This is a genomic window from Anaerocolumna chitinilytica, assembly GCF_014218355.1.
GTDB lineage: Bacteria > Bacillota > Clostridia > Lachnospirales > Lachnospiraceae > Anaerocolumna > Anaerocolumna chitinilytica.
The window spans coordinates 664,035-684,265 of sequence record NZ_AP023368.1; the positions used below are offsets into that span (position 1 = coordinate 664,035).

Consider the following 20,231-nt stretch of genomic DNA (forward strand, 5'->3'; position numbering starts at 1 on the left):
AACACACGAAGCTGGGAGCTGAATATGAGAACCTATAAAAATCCATTTCTGTTGGAACACCAATGGTCCGAAAATGAATGCGGGGACCCTTTTATAATGAGATTTAACGGATATTATTACCTGTATTGTTCCAGTGCCGGAAACCATATAAAGGCATGGAAATCAGAGAATCTGGTTGATTTTGATTATCTGGGGAGCGTCTGTGACGCACCGGAAATTGACGGAGCCTATGCGCCGGAGGTCTCTTACTGTAATGGCAAGTTTTATATGGTAACATCACCGGTAGGAAGCGGACATTATCTGCTGGAGGGTGACAGACCGGAAGGGCCTTTTCATCTGATCAGTAAAAATTATGGCTTGATGATTGACGGAAGTTTCTTTACCGATGATGACGGTAAGCGGTATCTGTTAAGGGCCGGACATAAGGGAATTGTAATTCATGATATGCCTCAGGCAGATACCATCGAGGTGAATGGAAAAATAATACCGGAAAGCTATTTGAATTACTGGACGGAAGGACCCATGATAATAAAAAGAAAAGGTCTTTATTATCTGACCTATACCGGAAACCATCTCTTAAGTAAAGGCTACCGGGTGGCCTATAGCATCTCGGAGAAAGGCCCGGACAGCGGATATGTAAACCTGAGTGACAATACACTTCTACTGGAGACAGGAGAGGAATTTCATGCTCTTGGTCATAGTTCCAGCTTTCTGGCACCGGATCTGGATAGTTATTGCATAGCGTATCACAATATTGATCTGAATATGAAACCCAGAAAAAGAAGCATGAACATTGACAGACTTTTCTTTAATGGGGCCAGGATGTACTGTAATCCCATCTGGTGGGAGCAGGAAGTGCCGGCCATGCCGGACTGCTATGGCTGGGGAGAGGGTAATTTTCAACAGGCGGATATAAAAGATAAGAAATATCTGATATCCAAAGCAGCTACCTCAAAGGCTTATACGGCAGAGCTCAGTGTGAATACAAAAGGCGGAAATCTAACACTATTATACGGTTATGGGGAGAATACCTGGGGGGAGATAGAGCTTTGCTGTGATCGAAGTTATAAGATTATTGAAGGTGACCTGACTGTGAGTGAGGGGCGGATAAATAATACAGTCAGTTTCTTAAACTATATGACGGTCAGACTTGCCAGAACCTCTGATAGCTTGCTGGAAATTTATCTAAATAATATGCTCCTTGCCAGTTTCGTAACGGTTACAGGAGAGGGGAAACTAGGCATTGCCGCGGAAGCTAAAGGGGAAGTAGGGTTCTTTGGAATATCCCGCACCATAGACGGAAATGGAGATAAGATTGCTGCCAAAGCGATTCCAGGCAGAATGGATGCAATACACGGGACAGGAGGCTTTTTGGGGTATCCACTGAAGGAAAGCGGATTTCTCGTAAAGGCAGCAGCTTTTGAAAAAGGTAAAAAGGTTCTGTATCACGTGAATATAAAAGAAGACGGTTACTACCAGGTAATAGTAAGAGCCTCTGCCGGGAAGAAAGACCACTGCCTGGTAATATCCAGTGAGAATATGGCAGAGCCATTACGTTTTCACCTTACCGGCATATCGGATGAGAATGGCTTTGAGAAGATAAAGGCCGGTGTTTTGTGGCTTACCAGAGGAATAAAGGATATTGCTGTCTCAAGCGAGGAAGAAATGCTCATTGACTATTTTCTGTTTAGGAAGGCAGCAGAGGTCATGGACATAGATGTGGTTAAAAAAGGTCAGCTGGTAACAGAGGATATTAAGATATTCGGTCATAAGCAGTTAAAGAGTATGATTACCAAATATTCCGGTTTCACCTGCGCTGAGAATTTTGGGAGAGCCTTTGTGGGAGAAGAAGGTTTTAATGATTATACCATAAGCACTGTAATTTATAGAAATAATGCACCTACAGGAGATGCCTCCATCTATATAAGAGCTTCTAAGGAATCCTGGTTCCCGGACCAGGTAACCTCCTCCCTCTTTGGCTATCGGATAAGTGTGAAACAGGAAGGGATATACCTGTACCGCTGCTGTTATGGAGAGGAACAGCTTGGCTTTTACAGGCTACCTTGCAAAAGCCCCGGAACTCTGGCACTCTCAGTCAGAGCAGAAGGAACAACCCTTGCTATTGTATTAGAGGATAGAGTAATCTTAACCTTTACCGACACAGCCGGTTATCTGTACGGAAAAGCCGGCCTGGAAGCCACAGGAGAAGGGTTTGCCTTTGAAGAATATAGAATCCGCAGGGATTTATCCTTATAAAAGGAGAAAACATATGGGAAAAAGAAAACATATAATAGCTATTCTATTAATAGTTGCAATTATATTCACCGGTACCGGCACAAGCTCGGTACAGACTGTAAAGGCAACAAAGGCGGATGGAAAAGAGGAGGGTAAAGGTCTGCGGGAGACTTATCTGTCCATGGGGGATATAGCTGATACGGATTATGAAAGGTATCTAGATAAATACCAGGGTGAGCTTTATCAGGGAGAAGATATTACCTATACCGCCGATGATATGCAAATGGATAACAAGATAGTAGGTGAAAGCAGTGAAGTACAGGTTAAGGTTAATGTTAAGCAGACTGCCCTTTATGTCCTTAGTTTTGATTATCAGACATTGGGAGATAACCTGTTATCTACTAATATCTCACTGGAGGTCAATGGTGAGTATCCTTATGACGAGCTAAAACGTATATTTCTCGGAGATACCTGGATACCCGGTACCATAGAGTACGACAGATATGGAAACGAATGTCTTCCTATGCCCACAAAGATAAAGGAATGGAAAAAAGCCTATATACATGACACTGCTTATCTTTACAGTGAACCCATGCTTTTATACCTGAAAGCAGGAGAGAACAACCTGACCTTTAAGGCAAACGAAGGGTCTATAGAACTTGGCAATCTCTATCTGGAAGAAAAAGAAAAGATCCCAGAGGATTCCGGAAAAAAAGCCGATGGAGAGGAACTCTTAACCAAAGAAGCAGAGGATATGACCAGTAAGAACTCTCCGAATATCAGAAGTACTGCAGAGTTTAATACGGATGTGACACCGTATAACCCAAAACTGAAAGTACTAAATCAAGTAGCGGAAGAGTCTTTTAAGACCGGCGGAACCAGTATCACATATGAAGTAGAAGTGAAGAAAGACGGTTATTATAACCTGGCTTTTGACTATCGTCAAAGTACGAAGTCGGGTTTTAGCTCCTATCGCAATATATACATAGATGGAAAGATTCCCTCTGCTTCCTATGAAAATGCTGCCTTTCCTTATTCTAAGAAGTTTACAAGGCTTCTGACCGGTAATACAGAGGGAAATGCTGTTTTTCTAAACAAGGGCAAACATACCATTACCCTTTTAGTATCCCTTGATAAGGTAAGATATGCAATCAAGATATTAAATATCGTTGCCAAGGAAATGAATAATCTGGCTCTTGAGATTAACAAAATAACAGGTGGAAACTCTGATAAATACAGGGATTTTGACTTAGAGCCCTATGGTTTTGATATAAAAAACAAGTTACTCAACTGGGCAGACACCTTGGATAAGGTCCATGAGAAACTTTCAGCCCTAAACCCAGAAGAAAACAACATTGCTGAGATATCTCAGTTAACGGTGGCTTCCTCTAACTTAAGGAAGCTGGCCAAAAAGCCCAATGACCTTCCCAAAAAATTGAACCTGTTTTCTTATGGTAACAGTTCTACAAGGCAGAATGTAAATAATGTTATTGAAAAATTAAGTGTGGGGCAATTAGGACTGGATAAGATTTTCTTATACCAGGAGGATGCGAAGTTCCCTAAAAAGCCTGGTATTTTTCAAAAGCTATCCCTTACTGTCAGAAGACTTTTTGCTTCCTTCACCACCCAGGATTATGCACCATCTTATAAGAAGGAGAATGACACCTTAAATATCTGGGTAGCTAGGCCGAGACAGTACCTTGAAATCATGCAAAGAATGGCGGATACGGAGTTTACAAAGAAGTACGGAATTAATGTAAATCTTTCCATCGTTCCGGACCAGCAGAAATTAATACTGGCTAACGCTTCCGGTAAAGCACCGGATGCTGCCGTAGGAATCAGCTCCGGTTATGTCTACGACCTGGCATTAAGAGGAGCCTTGGAGAATATGCGCCAGTATGACAATTTTAAGGAAGTGGGCAAAAGATTTGCACCTGGTATGCTGATACCGGGAGTATGTGATAATGGAGTCTATGCGGTTCCGGAGACCTTTAACTTCTATGTATTGTTCTACCGGACAGATATTATGGATTCCTTAGGACTTAAAGTGCCGGATACCATGGAGGAAGTAAGAAAGATGCTTCCCCAGCTGGAACGCATGGGGCTTGGATTTAACACCCATGTGGCGAATAACCTGGTAAAGGGTTATAACACAACGACACCTTTTATCTTTCAGAACGGCGGAAAGCTGATGGAGTCCGGCAGTACTCAGATTGACCTGGAGACTCCAGGGGTACTGAAAGGCCTGAAGGAATTAACAGAGAATTTTACTATTTATGATATGAAATACGAAGTATTAAGCTTCTACCAGGCATTTCGTGATGGCAGAATGCCCATTGGTACCTCTGATTACGCAACCTTTAACCTGCTTACCAATGCAGCTCCGGAGCTTTCTGATTCCTGGGACATAGCACCTTATCCGGGAGTGAAGGATGAAGACGGCAATGTACTGCGCTATACTTCAGGAGCAGCGGAAAGCTGTGTGGTTTTTAAGAAAAATGACAGCAATGAGGCAGCCTGGAAGTTCATTGATTGGTGGACTTCTACAGAAGTACAGACGGAATTTGCCTTTACCCTGCAATCCACTCTTGGTAATGAATATCTTTGGAATTCCGCTAATTTGGAGGCTATTAAAGCGTCACCCTGGAATTCTAAATTCAAAGATACCATTGTAAATCAGATATCCTGGACCTATGAGGCGCCAAGAGTACCGGGAGGTTATATTATCGAAAGAGAGTTAGGAAATGTCTTAGTGCAGGTAGTAACACAGAATGCAAATCTTCGAAGCGCTGTGGACAGCGCACAGAAGAAGATAAATCGGGAGCTTGCGAGAAAATTGGAGGAGTTTGGCTATGTGGATAAGAATGGGAATAAAATCAAAGACCTTATTGTCCCTGACGTCCAAATGGTAGAGGAATGGTTAAAATGAAGAAAAAATCCAGAATAAATATCGCATATTACTTTTTACTTCCCTATTTACTGCTGTTTGTAATTTTTATCATTGTACCCATTATAGCAGCCATTGTTTTAAGTTTCACCAATTATAATGCAGTGGAAAGACCGAACTTTGTAGGCTTGTTAAATTACATTAACCTTCTGACCCAGGATGATATCTTTATGCAGAAGGTTTTGCCAAACACTTGTATTTTTGCCTTTATCGTAGGTCCTGTAGGTTATGCACTTTCCTTTTTATTAGCCTGGATGTTAGCCCAGGTCAGTAAAGTACCAAGAACTATACTGGCACTGTTGATTTATTCTCCTTCCATGACCTCAGGTATTGCCATGGCGGTGGTATGGAAGATTATCTTTGCCGGAGACCAGATGGGGTACATTAATTACCTGCTAATGGATTGGGGAATTACCAATGAACCGATTCTCTTTCTTACCGATGCAAAATACCTGCTGACCATTATGATTATTGTATCCTTATGGAGCAGTATGGGGGTTGGATTTTTAGCAATTCTCGCCGGTATCTTAAACATTGATACACAAGTTTACGAGGCGGCTTCCATTGACGGACTCCGCAACCGTTTTCAAGAAATGTTTTACATCACCATACCTATGATGAAGCCTCAGATGCTTTTTGCAGCGGTTATGGCGGTGGTAAATACCTTCTCGGTAGGAGCCATCGGCGTACAGTTAAGCGGGGCCAACCCTACTCCTCTGTATTCGGGACAGTTAATTGTAAACCATATTGAGGATTACGGCTTTATCCGTTATGAGATGGGCTATGCTTCCTGCGTATCACTGGTATTGCTCTTAGTAATTTACAGCATATCCAGATTTGCCCGCAGAATCTTTCAGGATGACTGACGAAAAGGAGAAACTTGTGAGACGTCTAATAAATTTAAGAAAATGTTTACCTTGTATGCTGGCAGTTATTCTTCTCCTTCTGCATCCGCTGACAGTAAAAGGGGAAAGCCCATATACAACCCTGACAATTGATAAAAATGGCTGGTTTATCAATACACAGGACGGCTATGTGCCTTCTGTGGTATATGACAAATTCGGTGAGGAACAGTTAAAGAATCCTTCGGATTTATATATCTGGAATGACAGTAAATTATATATTGCAGACACCGGCAATGCCAGAGTCTTAATCTGTGATATGGCAGGAAATCTTATTAGTACTGTCAAAGGGGAGCTTAAGTCTCCTACAGGGCTTTTTGTAGACCAGAAGGAGAACCTGTATGTAGCGGATCCGAAATTACAAAAGGTTATGGTATACGATAAGGCAGGGGAATTTGTAAAAGCCTATGAAAAGCCGGTTAGTCCACTCTTTGGAAAAGACAACCGGTATGCACCTGTAAAATTGGCAGTAAATGCAGCGGGAGGTATCTATGCACTGTCCGAGGGAAACGGAAACGGAATCCTTTCCTTTAGTGCGGAAGGAGACTTCTATGGATATTTTGGCGCCAACTATACCTATACCAGCTTTACACAGATACTGAAACGCTTTGCCTTTACGGAGGAGATGAAGAAGAGCCTCCAGCAGAATGTGCCCGCAGCGGCCAGCAATATTGAGATTGATAACAACGGCTTATTATATACGGTAACCCAGGGAACAGATAAGGATGGTATCAAGAAGTTCAATATGGCCGGTAAGAACATGTTAAACGGCGGTTATTTTGACCAGCTGGTTACAGACATTGCCGTTGGGAACATTGAAAATATGTATACGGTATCCAAGGACGGATATATAGCGGAATATACCAGAGACCAGGCTTTATTATTCTTATTTGGCGGCAAGGATGACGGAAATAACCGGACCGGTTTATTTACCGCTCCTTCTGCCATAGATACTGACAGCCAGGGAAGACTATATGTACTGGATTCTGAACAGGCGAATATTACAGTATTTATGCAGACAGAGTACGCTAAGACCGTACATGAGGCTCTTAATCTTTATCAGGAAGGGTATTATACCGAAAGTCAGCAGCCTTGGGAAAAGGTCTTAAGTAAAAACAGTCTTTTTGACTATGCACAGAAAGGAATCGGAAAAGCTTATTACCGCTTGGAAGATTACGGAAAGGCCCTTAGTGCTGCAAGACTTGGCGGGGATTATAACGGATATTCCGATGCTTTCTGGGAGCTGCGCAATAACTGGATTCGCAACAATGTTGTTATGATATTGGAAATTCTTCTGGTGCTTTATGTGCTTCGTAAGCTCTATAAAAAGACAAAGAATAAAGTTCTATTCCTTCAGAAGTTTTCAGAAGGTATTGAAAATCTTAAAAACAGAAAATTTTTAAAACAGATGGCTTACCTAAAATATATCCCGAAGAACCCGGCAGACGCCTTTTATGGAATAAAATTCGAGAGAAAAGTCAGTATCTGGTCCTCTACGATTATATACATATTATTCTTTGTGATTTATGTGATAAACAAGTATTACAGCGGATTTTTATTCAAGAACGTTATAGATGGTTATTATGAACTTGGCACGGACTTTCTTACCGTATTTGGCTTCTTTCTCTTAAGTATGGTTTGCTGCAATATGATCTGTTCCATACAGGACGGAGAGGGTTCCTTTCAGAATATATACAATGCCTATGCCTATTGCCTGGCTCCCTATATCTTCTTAAAGCCGGTATGTATTATTCTGAGTCACATGCTTACCTTTAACGAAGGTTTTATTATTAAGTTTTTGAATTTCTTTATCTTTGCCGGTATGGCGATATTAATCACCGTTATGATTAAGGAGATACAGGCTTATAGCTATAAAAAGACCTTTAAATGCATTTTACTGACTGTCTTTACAATGCTTCTTGTACTGGCGGCAGGGTTTATCTTAATGGCATTGATTAATCAGGTTATTGATTTTGTAGTATCACTCGTAAAGGAGGGCTATTATCGTGGCAGGTAAAAAAGGATTACTGTGCTTATTGTTGAGTGCAGTTCTGGCGATGGAAGGCATAACCATAACAGCAGCGGATAATAACATTCCTCTCCTTCATACTTCCGATAAGGTAACTGCCCTAAGCGGCAGTATAAGTAAAACAAATACCTTTGAGAATGACAATTATATTATGAATCTGGATGAAGCTACCTTGGGAATCTCTCTAAAGGACAAGAAAACCGGTTATGTATATGAATCCGTTGTAGATGATAAGAACTCCAATCAATCCTGGAAAGGGTTCTTAAGCTCCGGAATCTCTGTAGAGTTGTGCACCAGTAAGGCAGCCATGCCGGAACGTGTAGATCTGATAAAAGGGAATGCAAAGAAAACCTTTACCTATTATAAGGATGGCTTTGATGCAGCCATAGAATTTCCGTCCTATGATTTTCAGATAGGTCTGGAAGTACGCCTAAAGGAAGACGGTTTTTCTGCTTCTGTTAAGCAGGACAGTATTACAGAAGGAGAAGATTACAAATTGTCGGCAGTGTATCTTTATCCCCTGTTCGGTGCCACCAAAGGTGCTGAAAAAGAAGGATATATACTGATTCCGGAAGGAGCGGGAGCCCTTATCAATCTGACGGATAATCAGGGAAAATATAAAACACCTTATGCGAAAAAAATATATGGTTCCAATGCGGGAATAGAAGCCTTTGGAGAAAGTCATTACGATGAGCCTGCGGTAGTAGAGCCGGAGAAAATTACGGCACCGGTATTTGGAATGGTATATACGAAGAGTAAGCAGGGATTTTTAGGGATTGCTGAAGATGGACAGTACAATGGGGAAATATTGGCCTATCCCAATGGTGTTATGACGGATTATAACTGGGTTACTGCCAGATTTAACTACCGTGAAATCTATACCATGCAGACGGCGGCAGCTTCCGGTGTACCGACCTTTGAAAAGAAGCCTTATATGAGGGATATCTCTATAAGCTATAAAATGGTAAATGGAGATCAGGCAGATTATACCGGATTAGCTAAGGTATATCAGCAGTATCTGTTACAGAAAGGCGATTTGCAAAAGCAGGAAGATAAGTTCCAGATTAAGGTGGATTTTTTCGGTGCAGATACTAAGAAGTGGTTTATCTTTAATCAGGTAGTCCCTATGACTACGGTTAAGGATATGAAAGATATCATAGATAATATGGTGCAAAGCGGTGTAAAAGACCTTATGCCTGTTTATACGGGCTGGCAGCAAAAAGGAGCCTCTTTAAACTATGGCAGCGGGAAATTCAAGGTAGAACGAAAGCTAGGCAGTCAGAGTGAGCTTTATGACCTTGCAAAGGAATTAAAGCAAAAGGATATCAGCCTTGTGTTAAAGCAGGATTTTCTTCTTGCCAACCCGAAGCGGTTCTACAATACGGCAAAGGATATAGTTAAGGGAATTAATCAGGTGCTGGTAGAAAAGCCGACCAATGCCTATGTATTTCCCACTATGTATTATATGACTCCTTCAAAGACCTTGAGTCTGGTGAATAAATGGAAAGACAGATATGATGATACCGCAATCAGTAACATAGCCCTCTCATCCCTGCCGGATACTCTTTTCTCTTATTACTCAGGAGGGAAGATCTATACCAGAGGTGATACAGCGGGAATGTATGAAGAAGCTTTAAAAGGACTGCAGGATTATAATGTTTCCCTGGAGAATCCCAATGAGTACTTATGGAAATATACCGGTAAGTTTTACGATATGCCGCTTTCTACTTCAAATTACAGCTATATCAGTAAAGAAGTGCCCTTTCTTCCAATCGTACTAAGGGGTTACCTGCCTTACTGGGCCGGGTATAGTAACTTTGTGGCAAATGAAACAGAGTATTTCCTGAAGATGCTGGAATACGGTGCATATCCGAATTTCCTTCTGACAAAGGAATCGCCAAACAAGCTAAGAAATACGAATTCTTCCTATATATATACTTCTGAATATGAGGTGTTAAAGCCAACTATTGAGAACTACTACAATAGCATTGGCTCCGTATTAAGACAGGTAGAGGGCAGCGGGATTAAGTCTCATACCTATTTAAATGACAAGGTAGTATCCGTCCTTTATGACAATGGAGTGAACATAATCATTAACTACTCTGATTCTGATTTCAAGAACGGAGAGATTATGGTAGGTGCGATGTCCTATCAGGTTATAGGTTCTAACGCAGGAAAGAGGTAACCAGAATATGAAAAAGCGAAAAAGGATATTTACCACTGCATTCAGGCAGAAAATGACGGGGCTATTGTTTGTGACTCCTTGGATAATAGGGTTTTTAGTCTTTTTCCTGTATCCGCTTATCCAATCCGTTATATTTAGTTTCAGCAAAGTGTCTTTTACGGCAAAGGGAAGGTCAGTCAAATTCGTAGGAATGCAGAACTTCAAATACTTTATTTCCAAGGATCCTTACTTTTTACAGAGTCTGGCAGAATTCTTTAAGAGTATCATTATGCAGCTGCCGCTCATCCTTGTGTTTTCACTGGTCCTTGCACTGCTGCTGAATGAGAAAATTAAACTAAAAGGAATGTTTCGAACCTTGTTCTTTCTGCCAATTGTAGTAGTAAGCGGGCCGGTCATGAACATGCTCTTAAATCAGGGAGCTTCAACTATACCTTTAATTGAGCAATATGGCATTTATGATTTTATTAATAATAAGTTACCGTATTTTCTAAGGGATCCGGTAACAACACTGTTCAGCCAGTTGATTCTGATACTCTGGTACTCCGGCGTTCCCATTCTTATATTTGTGTCGGGACTGCAAAAGATTGACCATGCACTATATGAAGCCTCCTCCATAGACGGAGCTTCTTCCTGGGTATCCTTCTGGAAGATTGTACTGCCTTCCATCAGGGGAATGATATTGATTAATGCTATCTATATCATTGTATTCCTGGCAACCTCAGAGATTAATTCCGTAATCATATGGATCAGAGATAGTATGTTAGATGCCTCTAAGCGAGGGTTCGGAGTAGCTTCCGCGGCAGCCTGGATATATTCTTTGGGAATTACCCTTTTGCTCCTGATCTGCTATCTGCTGTTCGGGCGGGAACCGAAAAACAAGATAGTACGGACGGAAATCATCCGAAGAAAATAGTTGGAATTTTCAGCAAATGCTCAAATTTGTAGCATGTCGACAATAGGAGATTGAGAATGAATAATAAAAACTACACCCTGTTTTTAAAGGCCAAGTCCAGGCTCATAGGGCGAACGGGTAAGCGGGGAGTTCTCTATATGGCCGGGGTTTACGTCATATTGGTTGCTATGGGTTTTGTATACCTTTACCCTATCCTTGAAATGATAGTGAAAAGCTTTATGTCCTTAGGGGACTTATTGGATGCATCTGTTAAGTGGATACCGACTTCGGTTACTTTAAGTAATTATAAAGAAGCCTTTGAGGTAATGAAGGTAGATAAGACGGTTATGAATACCGTTATAAGCGCATTGGTTCCGGCCCTTGCCCAGACAGCAGTATGTGCATTAACGGGCTATGGACTTGCCAGGTATGAAGTGCCTTTAAAGAAGTTGATTGTAGGGCTGATACTCCTTACCTTTATCTTACCGCCTTATGTTCTAATGGTACCAAAGTACACCATGTTTTCAGACTATCATATGATTGGCACTTTAAAGACTTTGATCTATCCCGCTCTTTTAGGGCAGGGAACCAAGAGTGCCATATTTGTTCTGATATTTATGCAGTTTTTCAGACAGACACCTATTTCTTTAGATGAAGCGGCCAGAGTGGACGGAGCCTCAGAGTTTCGTATATTCTTTGGGATTGCCGTACCTTTAGCGGTTCCGGCCTTTATCATATGCTTTTTGTTCTCTTTCGTGTGGTATTGGAACGATACCTATTTTACGGCACTGTATATGGGTTTGACCAGTGCGACAGATACCAAAGTGGTAAGAACAATGCTTTTAGAATTGCAGAACTTTGACATTAGTTATAAACAGCATGTACAGACGGTAGCCGGATGGGGTGCTTCCGTTATGGGAGATTCGGTTGCCAATGAGGCTATTAAGATGGCTGCTACAGTTATTACCATATCCCCCCTTCTATTAATGTATTTTGTATTGCAGAAATATTTCGTAGAAGGAATTGACAGAACCGGTATTACCGGGGAATAGAGAGGGAAGGATAAATCTTTTAATATGCCATTTACTTAAGTGGCAAGTTTGCCGCTTAAGCTTAAATAGGAAAGAAATTATTTATTTAAGAGGAGGATTTTGAATGAAAGCAAAAAAACTAGTGTCAGTATTAATGATTATTGTATTAGTACTGTCAAGTCTCACTGCCTGCTCGGGAAATAAAACCACTGGCAGCAACAATGCACCGGCAGCAACAACTGCGAATGAAGACAGCAACACCAACGATGCAGCTGCAACAGATGGTGCATCCGCAGATGCAGAAGCACAGGCAGATTCCCTGCTTGGACCTATGACAACCGATGAAATCACACTTACATATGCCAGCTGGGGTCTTGGCGAAAAAGGTGAAACAGAGGCAAAGGATAAGCAGATTGAAGCATTTATGAAAGCATATCCGAACATCAAGGTAGAATTCGTAACAATTGACCAGGCTGCCTGGAATGATGGTCTTACTACACTAGCCGCAACAGGAACGCTTCCCGATGTATTCTGGACATTCTCTGTTACAGATGTAATTGCTAATCAATGGGCACTTGATGTAACAGACTATTATGAAAAAGACCCTGATACAAAAGAAATCTATCCGGCTATGATAAACAATGCGAAGATTAACGGCAAACTCTACAGTATGCCTATTGTTATGTTCCCTTATCTGGTGTTCTTGAATAAGACTTTATTTGAGAAATACAATGAGCCCCTGCCTTCCTATGACTGGACCATGGATGATTTTAAAGATATCGCAACCAGAATATCACATCCGGAAGACTTCAACTTTGGAACCTCCAATCCCAATTATGCAGATTACTTCCCTGCTCAGTACACAGAGAATGAATCTATGAGAGGCTGGGATGGCAGCAGTTATCATTTTGACCAGGCTTGGATTGATGGTATGAACTTAAAGTATGACTTTATCGACAAGGGCATCTGTGAGTGGGCCTCTGCAGAAGATAAGAAGAAATGGCTTGGAGATGAAGGAGCATGGCCTCCCGGCTTTGGCAGAAGTGCAATGCATTTTGATTGGACCTGGACAATTGCATACTTTGAAGATGCGGTTAAACAGCAATCCGGCTGTGATTTCTTATACTATCCTCAGCCTGCCGGACCTTCCGGAAAACAGATGGCAGTTGTTGACTATGGTGTAATCTCTGCTACTACTCAGCATCCGAGAGAAGCATGGGAACTTCAGAAATGGACTTCCTGGGGTGAAGAGGCTTGCTTAAACCGTCTGGAAGGCTATAAGCAGGCAGGAGTAAGTGTTGTAAGCCGTATGCCGGTTATACAGAATGAGAAGGTATGGGATGCTGTAACGAACTTTACAGACAGAGAAGATATCAAAGAAGTATATAAGAGACTTACCAATGTTGTTCCTACAGTTGGTTCTGTTGCCCCCGGCTGGACTCAGTTCGATACCTGGGCTAATGATAACGGAATATGGACTCAGCTTGATAACAGAGAAGTAACACCTGCTGAAATGGCTGATACCTTGACCAAGAAAGCAAATGAGATCAAGGATGAATGGCTGGCCAACCTTCCGCAGTAAGGTAATACAAGCTAAACCGAGGTAGCAGGGGAAGCAGATTATTTTCAAGCAAGATTGACCCGGGAAATTCTCGGCCCAAACATGAGAGCGTTGGAAAGGACATGGTTATTTTTATGAAGAGTATAACAATTAATCCAAAAGGTTTTAGTAAGGATCAGTTGAAATTCTATATTGTTTTAGTGCCCTTAGCATTATTTATGGCACTTCCCATTGTTTATATCATAAATCATGCGTTTAAACCCTTAGGAGAATTGTTTGCTTTCCCGCCGAAATTCTTTGCAGTTCATCCTACCCTGGATAATTTTACGAAATTATCTCAAACGGCACAAACTTCATCCGTAGCATTAAGCAGATATCTGTTTAATACCCTGTTAGTCACGCTTTTAGTGGTATTTCTTGCGGTAATTATTGGCTCTATGGCAGGTTTTGCCTTGTCAAAGCTGTCTTTTAAAGGCAAGAATATGATATTTGAAGCCAATACGCTTTCGATGATGTTTGTACCGGCAGCGGTATTAATACCAAGATATTTAATTATTGATAAGATGGGGATTATGGATACCTATTTTGCTCATATCCTGCCGCTGCTTGCTATGCCTGTTGGGTTGTTTTTACTGAAACAGTTTATAGATCAGGTACCGGATGAACTTCTGGAGGCTGCCTATGTTGACGGAGCAAGTACCTTCCGTGTATACAGGAAAGTGATACTGCCCTTAATTAAACCGGCGGTGGCAACTGTCTGCATTCTTTCTTTTCAACAGGTGTGGGGTAACCTTGAGACCTCTAACATGTTTACAACGAAAGAAAATATGAAAACTCTGGCCTTTTATATGAGTACCCTGGTAAATACCAATAACACGGTAGTCGGTCAGGGAATAGCGGCAGCAGGTGCCCTTATCATGTTCCTGCCAAACATTTTATTATTTATCCTGCTTCAGAGTAAGGTCATGAATACCATGGCACATTCCGGAATAAAGTAATCGTCCAGATTTACGGTAAGTTACGCCGGATTTTTAGAACACATAAGATATGGAGTCTTTCTATTTGTTATCGTTGCTTACATGACCATACCAAAAGTGAGACTCCATATTTTTATCATTATGAGGGCAATGCGAATGAGAAAAATGATGGGCAATTGATTGTTCCAATTTGGTTAGAAATATGAAGTGACCTATTCTTAATAGGTTGAGCAATAGAAAGAGGCGGTGAATATGATAAAACAGAAGATTAAGATTGGTATTTCAATGCTTTGCGTAATAACCCTTCTCCTGACTGGCTGTAAGATAAATGATAATAGGAAAGAAACGGGACAGGTAGTAAAAGAACCGGAGGATTCTAAACAGCAGGAATTGCAGCAGGAAAAGCAGCCGCAAAGTACCCCTTCTACAGGGATATCTTCTAAAGAGAACATAACAAATGAAGAAAGTGAGACAGCGATGAACAGTGGAATAGAATGGGCAGAAAAAGATATTTTAGCCTACAAGCCGAAAGAAGGCGGGGTCTGGTACCCTAGAATATACCGGTTAAAAAATAATAGGATTTTATGCGGCTTTGACACCAATGAAGATGGGAACAGGTCTGTCATTAAACTTATCACCAGTGATGACGGAGGGCTGACTTGGAGTAGAACGGCAGTTCAGGTAACAGATTATCCGGAGTACGACTGCGCCAATGCCAATTTTATTGAGCTGGAGAATGGAGATATCTGGGCAGCTTATCGTGCAAATATAATGAAGGAGGATATTTATTATTCTTCCATACGGGTAAGTGTGAGTAAGGATGGCGGAAAGACCTGGGAACGCCATTCCACCGTTGCAAAAGAACAGGGGGAAGGGGGCCTGTATGAACCCCAGTTTGGTTACATAGGTAATTCGATTGCTGTATTCTATGCCAATGACAGTCTGAATGTTGTCAGAAATAACAGACAGCAAAACATTGAATTTAAGCTTTGGAAAGAAGATGGCTGGGGCAATAAAAGAATTGCATCTGATGGTACAAAGACCTTTTCAAGAGATGGTATGCCGGTTTGGTGTCAATTGGAAGACGGTTCTTATGCAATGGTAATTGAATCAACTGCGCTATCTCCCACTTATCCATTTATTATTCAAATGAAGATTTCTCCCGATGGCTATGACTGGAGCAGCGACCTTAAAAATATCTATGTCCCCGGAAAATTTGAGAAAAAAGCCGGTGCACCCTATATTGTTAAGCTAAAAGACGGAAGGCTGGCAGTGTCTTTTCAGACTGATGAGGATGCTGCGCAGACCGGCGACGATTATTCCAGGATGAAAGTTATGATATCTACAGATGTGGCAGGATCAGAATTTCTTCCTTGTTCTATACCTTTTGATACCCCGGACGGCTATTGCAGTAACTGGAACAGCTTGTTAAGCTATGATGATTATCTGATTGCAGCCACAAGTACAAATTATCCCACGGGAGGTATATTGATAAAAAGAGGATTCGTAAAGTAAGAATATAATAAAAAATGATATTTATGGGGTAAACATAAAAGTAAAGGAGATTGTATATATGGGGAAGAAATTTAAAGGTCTATTGGCAGTATTACTTGCCATTGTAACAATATTTTCAAGTTCTGACAGTGCCAGGGCATTCAGTCTCACCGAGCTCTCTTATGGCGCCGGAGCCATCAGAAGCATCGCAAAATGCCTGGATGGAAGCCTTGTAGGAGGCAGAAGTTCCGGCCATGAGATTGAAGTATTGGGCAGTACCGATAAAGGAAAGACCTGGGCCGGAAGAGGAACTGTAGCGAATAATTCAGCCATTGATTTTGGTGATGTAATGTTTCTTAGTGTTCCTGGTACCAATACGGTTTATTGTGCTTTTCGGGAATATAATCAGGCTAAGCAGTATTCTATTGTAATCTGTAAAAGTACCAACAGCGGTAAAGATTGGACCTATGACAGTATGGTTATATCCGGACAGACAAGCTTTGTAGGGGCTCCGTGGCTCTTTCTGGCAAATAACGGGGATATGCAGTGCTATTATGACTCAGAGCCTTTAGCTTCACAGAATGGAAGTTCCGGTTCCCAGTGGATTGCTATGCAGGGCAGAAGCGGACTAGCCGGTGACTGGAATAAATACGGAGTAAAAGCAGCATCCAGAGATAATAATGCCGGTAAATTTGTCCGTGACGGTATGGCATCTGTCGTTGACTTGGGAAACAACAGGATTATGCTGGTTACGGAAGGAATTGAGGACAGTGCAAGCGGCGGCGTATACTCAAATGTAGTAAGGGCAATTCAGTCCTTTGACGGCGGAAATACATGGGATTACTCCGGAAGGAAAATTGTATACCAATCTTTTATAGATTCAGCCAGCGGCAGAAGATATAATGCTTACTGCCCTGTAGCAATCCGTATAGGGGGAGGGCCGGTAGGTGTTATATTCTGTACTGATGAAGACTTTGGAGGGACTCCCGATATGTCCAATCTGGATGTGACAAAGAGAAGGACTCACATCAAATACATCAGAACCTTAACAACCTTTGAATCCTGGGGAGGATTAACTACGATCTGGACAAACGGAAGTGCCGCCTATGCACCGGGAATGATTGAAACTGCATCCAATGATGTGGTTATCACAATTGATCATTTTGCCGGAAATCAGAGATTCTTAAGGATGATTCCTTAAAACACACAGAAAGATTGTGAAATAATATACACAAAGAAGGAGCTGTTTTAAACGAAGTTGTATTTTCGTTTTAGAGCAACTCCTTTTTTGTGCAGAAAATAAAAGAAAATTGAGTAAAAATTATTCAGTTGATTAATACAACTGACAATATGTGACAGCAATTATTAAAAATAGACATAATTCTTCAATAAATAATTGACAAACTAGCCAAAACTACTATAATAATAGTTAGGAAAATAGTAAGAAATTCCTATACATACAGAGCTTGACAGAACTGAAAAAAGTGATAACTGCCGTATGTATATGAACATAAATGCATTAATAGATGGAGGGAACAAATGAAGAAGATATTGATAGTTGATGATGCGGTTTTTATGAGGTTATCCATTAAGAACATTCTGAAAGACGAAGAATTCGAGTTCTTCGAAGCGGCTAACGGCAGAGAAGCCGTTCAGGAATATATCAAACACAGACCGGATCTGGTTACTATGGATATTACAATGCCGGACATGACAGGCATTGAAGCTTTAAAACAGATAATTGATTATGATAAGAATGCTGTGGTTATGATGATATCTGCTATGGGACAGGAAACCATGGTGCGGGAAGCTATTATAGCAGGCGCAAAAACCTTTATTATAAAACCCTTTAAGGAGGAGCAGATTACAAAAACAATAAAAAAGCTGCTGGCATTATAAGTGCCATTTGGAGGAGAAGGAATGCAGGAGAGATTTACAAATGAACCTATGCTTGATGTGTATATTTATGAGACATCACAGTTCCTTGGGCAGCTTGAGCAAATAATACTGGAATGTGAAAAAGAGAGAGGTTTTTCCTTCTCCAGTATAAATGAAATCTTTCGAATAATGCACACAATAAAAGGGTCTTCTGCTATGATGATGTTTCAGAATATATCGGTTCTCGCACATACAGCAGAAGACTTATTTTACTTTTTGAGAGAAGAAAAGCCGCTAAATACGGATAGCTCTTTGATTTGTGATTCGATTTTCCAGAGTATAGACTTCATAAAGGTAGAAATAGAGAAGATAAAAAACGGTGACGGAGCGGATGGAAATTCCAATGAGATTGTAGAAACCATAAAATCCATTCTATCGGAGTTAAAAGCTGCCAATGGAGGGCAGAAGACACTTCAGGAAACTACACCAAGAGAGGAACAACCTAAGAAATATTACATAAGTCAGGATAGAACAAACACTTTAATGTATCAGTATGCCTATAAGGCAGTGATTTTTTTTGAAGATGACTGTGAGCTGGAAAATATCCGAGCCTTTACTGTGCTCCATGAACTAAAGGAAGCAGCAGGTGAAATATATCATGAACCGGATAATTTGGAAGATTCCAAAGAATGTATTGATAAGATACAAAAGGATGGTTTTCAGGTGTTTTTTCAGTCTAATGAATCCTATGAGCAGATAAAGGAACTTTTAGAAAGTACCCTTTTTCTGAAAAAACTGGAACTGACCGAATTGGAAGAGAAGGAAATCTCCTACGGTAAAGAATTGGCGAAGATAACAGAGGCTGTTTCTGAAGCCGCGAAAACTCCTTTGAAGGAAAGCCGTATGACAGCAGGCCCGGGAATGATCAGCGTAAATGTTACTAAGCTGGATAAATTAATGGATTTAGTCGGTGAAATGGTAATAGCAGAGGCTATGGTGACCCAGAATACGGATTTGAGGGGACTGGAGCTTGGAAACTTTCAAAAAGCAGCCCGTCAGCTAAAAAAGATAACAGATGAACTCCAGGATACGGTTATGTCCATTCGTATGGTCCCGTTAGGTCCGGTTTTCCTGAAAATGCAGAGAATTGTCAGGGATATGAGCAGACAATTAAATAAAAAAATAACTCTTAGAATAATCGGTGAAGATACCGAGGTTGATAAGAACATTATTGAGCATATTTCAGATCCCCTGATGCATCTTGTAAGAAATGCTGCGGACCATGGAATAGAAGACCCGGAGGAGCGGATTTTAAAGAGTAAGGATTCAACCGGTGTAATCACTCTGGAAGCTAAAAATGCCGGTGGTAATGTTCATATTATTATTAAAGATGACGGAAAAGGCTTAAGTACGGAAGATATCTTAAAAAAAGCACAGAATCAGAATCTATTGTTTAAAAATCCAGCAGATATGGAGGAAAAGGAAATATTCAATCTGCTTTTCCTGCCGGGGTTTTCAACAAAAGACTCCATTTCCGAGTATTCAGGCCGAGGAGTTGGGATGGATGTGGTAATGCAGAACATCCGTGGTGTAGGCGGAACAGTCAGCATAGACGGTAAGCCGGGAGCAGGAACAACCATTACTTTAAGCATACCTTTAACATTGGCTATTATTGACGGCATGAATCTTAGAGTCGGGAATTCCTATTATACGATACCAACCATTTCGATTATAGAATCCTTAAGACCTCAGAGCAAAGATATCGTGATTGACCCCGAAGGCAGAGAAATGCTGTTGATAAGAGGGCAATGTTATCCTATCTTGAGGCTGCACAATTACTATTCTGTTGAAAATGGTATAACAGAATTTACAAAAGGTATCATCGTAATTGTAAAGCAGGATAACCGTAATTTTTGCATCTTTGCAGATGCACTGATGGGGCAGCAGCAGGTAGTAGTAAAATCCCTGCCAGCTTATATACAGAAAATAAAAAAGGTAAAGGGTTTGGCGGGTTGTACCTTACTTGGAGACGGAAGCATTAGCCTCATACTTGATATAGCAGGGCTGGCAGAATACGAAGAATCAATTAAATTGAGGTGA

The 20,231-nt window shown here is 41.0% G+C and carries 13 protein-coding genes; all 13 read left to right on the forward strand.

The window, feature by feature from the left end:
- The first annotated feature begins 24 nt into the window (after positions 1-24).
- The 13 genes from bsdcttw_RS02995 (at position 25) to bsdcttw_RS03055 (ending at position 20,231) form a co-directional block, all read left to right on the forward strand.
- On the forward strand, positions 25-2,256 hold the full coding sequence (locus bsdcttw_RS02995; RefSeq protein WP_185257940.1) for a family 43 glycosylhydrolase: 2,232 nt from the start codon (positions 25-27) through the stop codon (positions 2,254-2,256).
- Between the two features lie 13 nt (positions 2,257-2,269).
- Positions 2,270-5,164 (forward strand): extracellular solute-binding protein, encoded by a 2,895-nt coding sequence (locus tag bsdcttw_RS03000; RefSeq protein WP_185257941.1) that lies wholly within the window; start codon positions 2,270-2,272, stop codon positions 5,162-5,164.
- Positions 5,161-6,048, forward strand: a complete 888-nt coding sequence (locus bsdcttw_RS03005) for a carbohydrate ABC transporter permease (protein WP_225903777.1) — start codon at positions 5,161-5,163, stop codon at positions 6,046-6,048. The genes bsdcttw_RS03000 and bsdcttw_RS03005 overlap by 4 nt, the downstream gene beginning before the upstream one ends.
- Before the next feature lie 16 nt (positions 6,049-6,064).
- Positions 6,065-8,101: a YIP1 family protein gene (locus bsdcttw_RS03010; protein WP_185257943.1), complete on the forward strand. Its 2,037-nt coding sequence runs from the start codon at positions 6,065-6,067 to the stop codon at positions 8,099-8,101.
- Complete coding sequence (locus bsdcttw_RS03015) at positions 8,091-10,298, forward strand: DUF5696 domain-containing protein (RefSeq protein ID WP_185257944.1); 2,208 nt, start codon at positions 8,091-8,093, stop codon at positions 10,296-10,298. The genes bsdcttw_RS03010 and bsdcttw_RS03015 overlap by 11 nt, the downstream gene beginning before the upstream one ends.
- 7 nt (positions 10,299-10,305) lie before the next feature.
- Complete coding sequence (locus bsdcttw_RS03020; RefSeq protein WP_185257945.1) at positions 10,306-11,211, forward strand: carbohydrate ABC transporter permease; 906 nt, start codon at positions 10,306-10,308, stop codon at positions 11,209-11,211.
- A gap of 56 nt (positions 11,212-11,267) precedes the next feature.
- The gene (locus bsdcttw_RS03025) at positions 11,268-12,242 is read left to right on the forward strand and encodes a carbohydrate ABC transporter permease (protein WP_185257946.1); all 975 of its coding nucleotides are present in this window, start codon (positions 11,268-11,270) and stop codon (positions 12,240-12,242) included.
- A gap of 103 nt (positions 12,243-12,345) precedes the next feature.
- The gene (locus bsdcttw_RS03030) at positions 12,346-13,803 is read left to right on the forward strand and encodes an extracellular solute-binding protein (protein WP_185257947.1); all 1,458 of its coding nucleotides are present in this window, start codon (positions 12,346-12,348) and stop codon (positions 13,801-13,803) included.
- Positions 13,804-13,916: 113 nt separating this feature from the next.
- Positions 13,917-14,780 carry a carbohydrate ABC transporter permease gene (locus bsdcttw_RS03035; RefSeq protein WP_225903778.1) on the forward strand — a complete coding sequence of 288 codons (864 nt, stop codon included), beginning with the start codon at positions 13,917-13,919 and terminating at the stop codon, positions 14,778-14,780.
- Between the two features lie 231 nt (positions 14,781-15,011).
- The gene (locus bsdcttw_RS03040) at positions 15,012-16,274 is read left to right on the forward strand and encodes a sialidase family protein (protein ID WP_185257949.1); all 1,263 of its coding nucleotides are present in this window, start codon (positions 15,012-15,014) and stop codon (positions 16,272-16,274) included.
- A gap of 58 nt (positions 16,275-16,332) precedes the next feature.
- Positions 16,333-17,454 carry a sialidase family protein gene (locus bsdcttw_RS03045; protein WP_185257950.1) on the forward strand — a complete coding sequence of 374 codons (1,122 nt, stop codon included), beginning with the start codon at positions 16,333-16,335 and terminating at the stop codon, positions 17,452-17,454.
- Between the two features lie 338 nt (positions 17,455-17,792).
- Positions 17,793-18,152 (forward strand): response regulator, encoded by a 360-nt coding sequence (locus tag bsdcttw_RS03050; protein ID WP_185257951.1) that lies wholly within the window; start codon positions 17,793-17,795, stop codon positions 18,150-18,152.
- Positions 18,153-18,173: 21 nt separating this feature from the next.
- Positions 18,174-20,231, forward strand: coding sequence for a chemotaxis protein CheA (locus tag bsdcttw_RS03055; protein WP_185257952.1), 2,058 nt, complete (start codon positions 18,174-18,176; stop codon positions 20,229-20,231).

Bases quoted from the DNA above. Each gene is read 5' to 3' on its own strand.
- bsdcttw_RS03045 (WP_185257950.1), top strand. From the start codon at position 16,333: ATGGGGAAGAAATTTAAAGGTCTATTGGCAGTATTACTTGCCATTGTA.
- bsdcttw_RS02995 (WP_185257940.1), top strand. From the start codon at position 25: ATGAGAACCTATAAAAATCCATTTCTGTTGGAACACCAATGGTCCGAA.
- bsdcttw_RS03030 (WP_185257947.1), top strand. From the start codon at position 12,346: ATGAAAGCAAAAAAACTAGTGTCAGTATTAATGATTATTGTATTAGTA.
- bsdcttw_RS03055 (WP_185257952.1), top strand. From the start codon at position 18,174: ATGCAGGAGAGATTTACAAATGAACCTATGCTTGATGTGTATATTTAT.
- bsdcttw_RS03020 (WP_185257945.1), top strand. From the start codon at position 10,306: ATGAAAAAGCGAAAAAGGATATTTACCACTGCATTCAGGCAGAAAATG.
- bsdcttw_RS03005 (WP_225903777.1), top strand. From the start codon at position 5,161: ATGAAGAAAAAATCCAGAATAAATATCGCATATTACTTTTTACTTCCC.
- bsdcttw_RS03035 (WP_225903778.1), top strand. From the start codon at position 13,917: ATGAAGAGTATAACAATTAATCCAAAAGGTTTTAGTAAGGATCAGTTG.
- bsdcttw_RS03025 (WP_185257946.1), top strand. From the start codon at position 11,268: ATGAATAATAAAAACTACACCCTGTTTTTAAAGGCCAAGTCCAGGCTC.
- bsdcttw_RS03000 (WP_185257941.1), top strand. From the start codon at position 2,270: ATGGGAAAAAGAAAACATATAATAGCTATTCTATTAATAGTTGCAATT.
- bsdcttw_RS03050 (WP_185257951.1), top strand. From the start codon at position 17,793: ATGAAGAAGATATTGATAGTTGATGATGCGGTTTTTATGAGGTTATCC.
- bsdcttw_RS03040 (WP_185257949.1), top strand. From the start codon at position 15,012: ATGATAAAACAGAAGATTAAGATTGGTATTTCAATGCTTTGCGTAATA.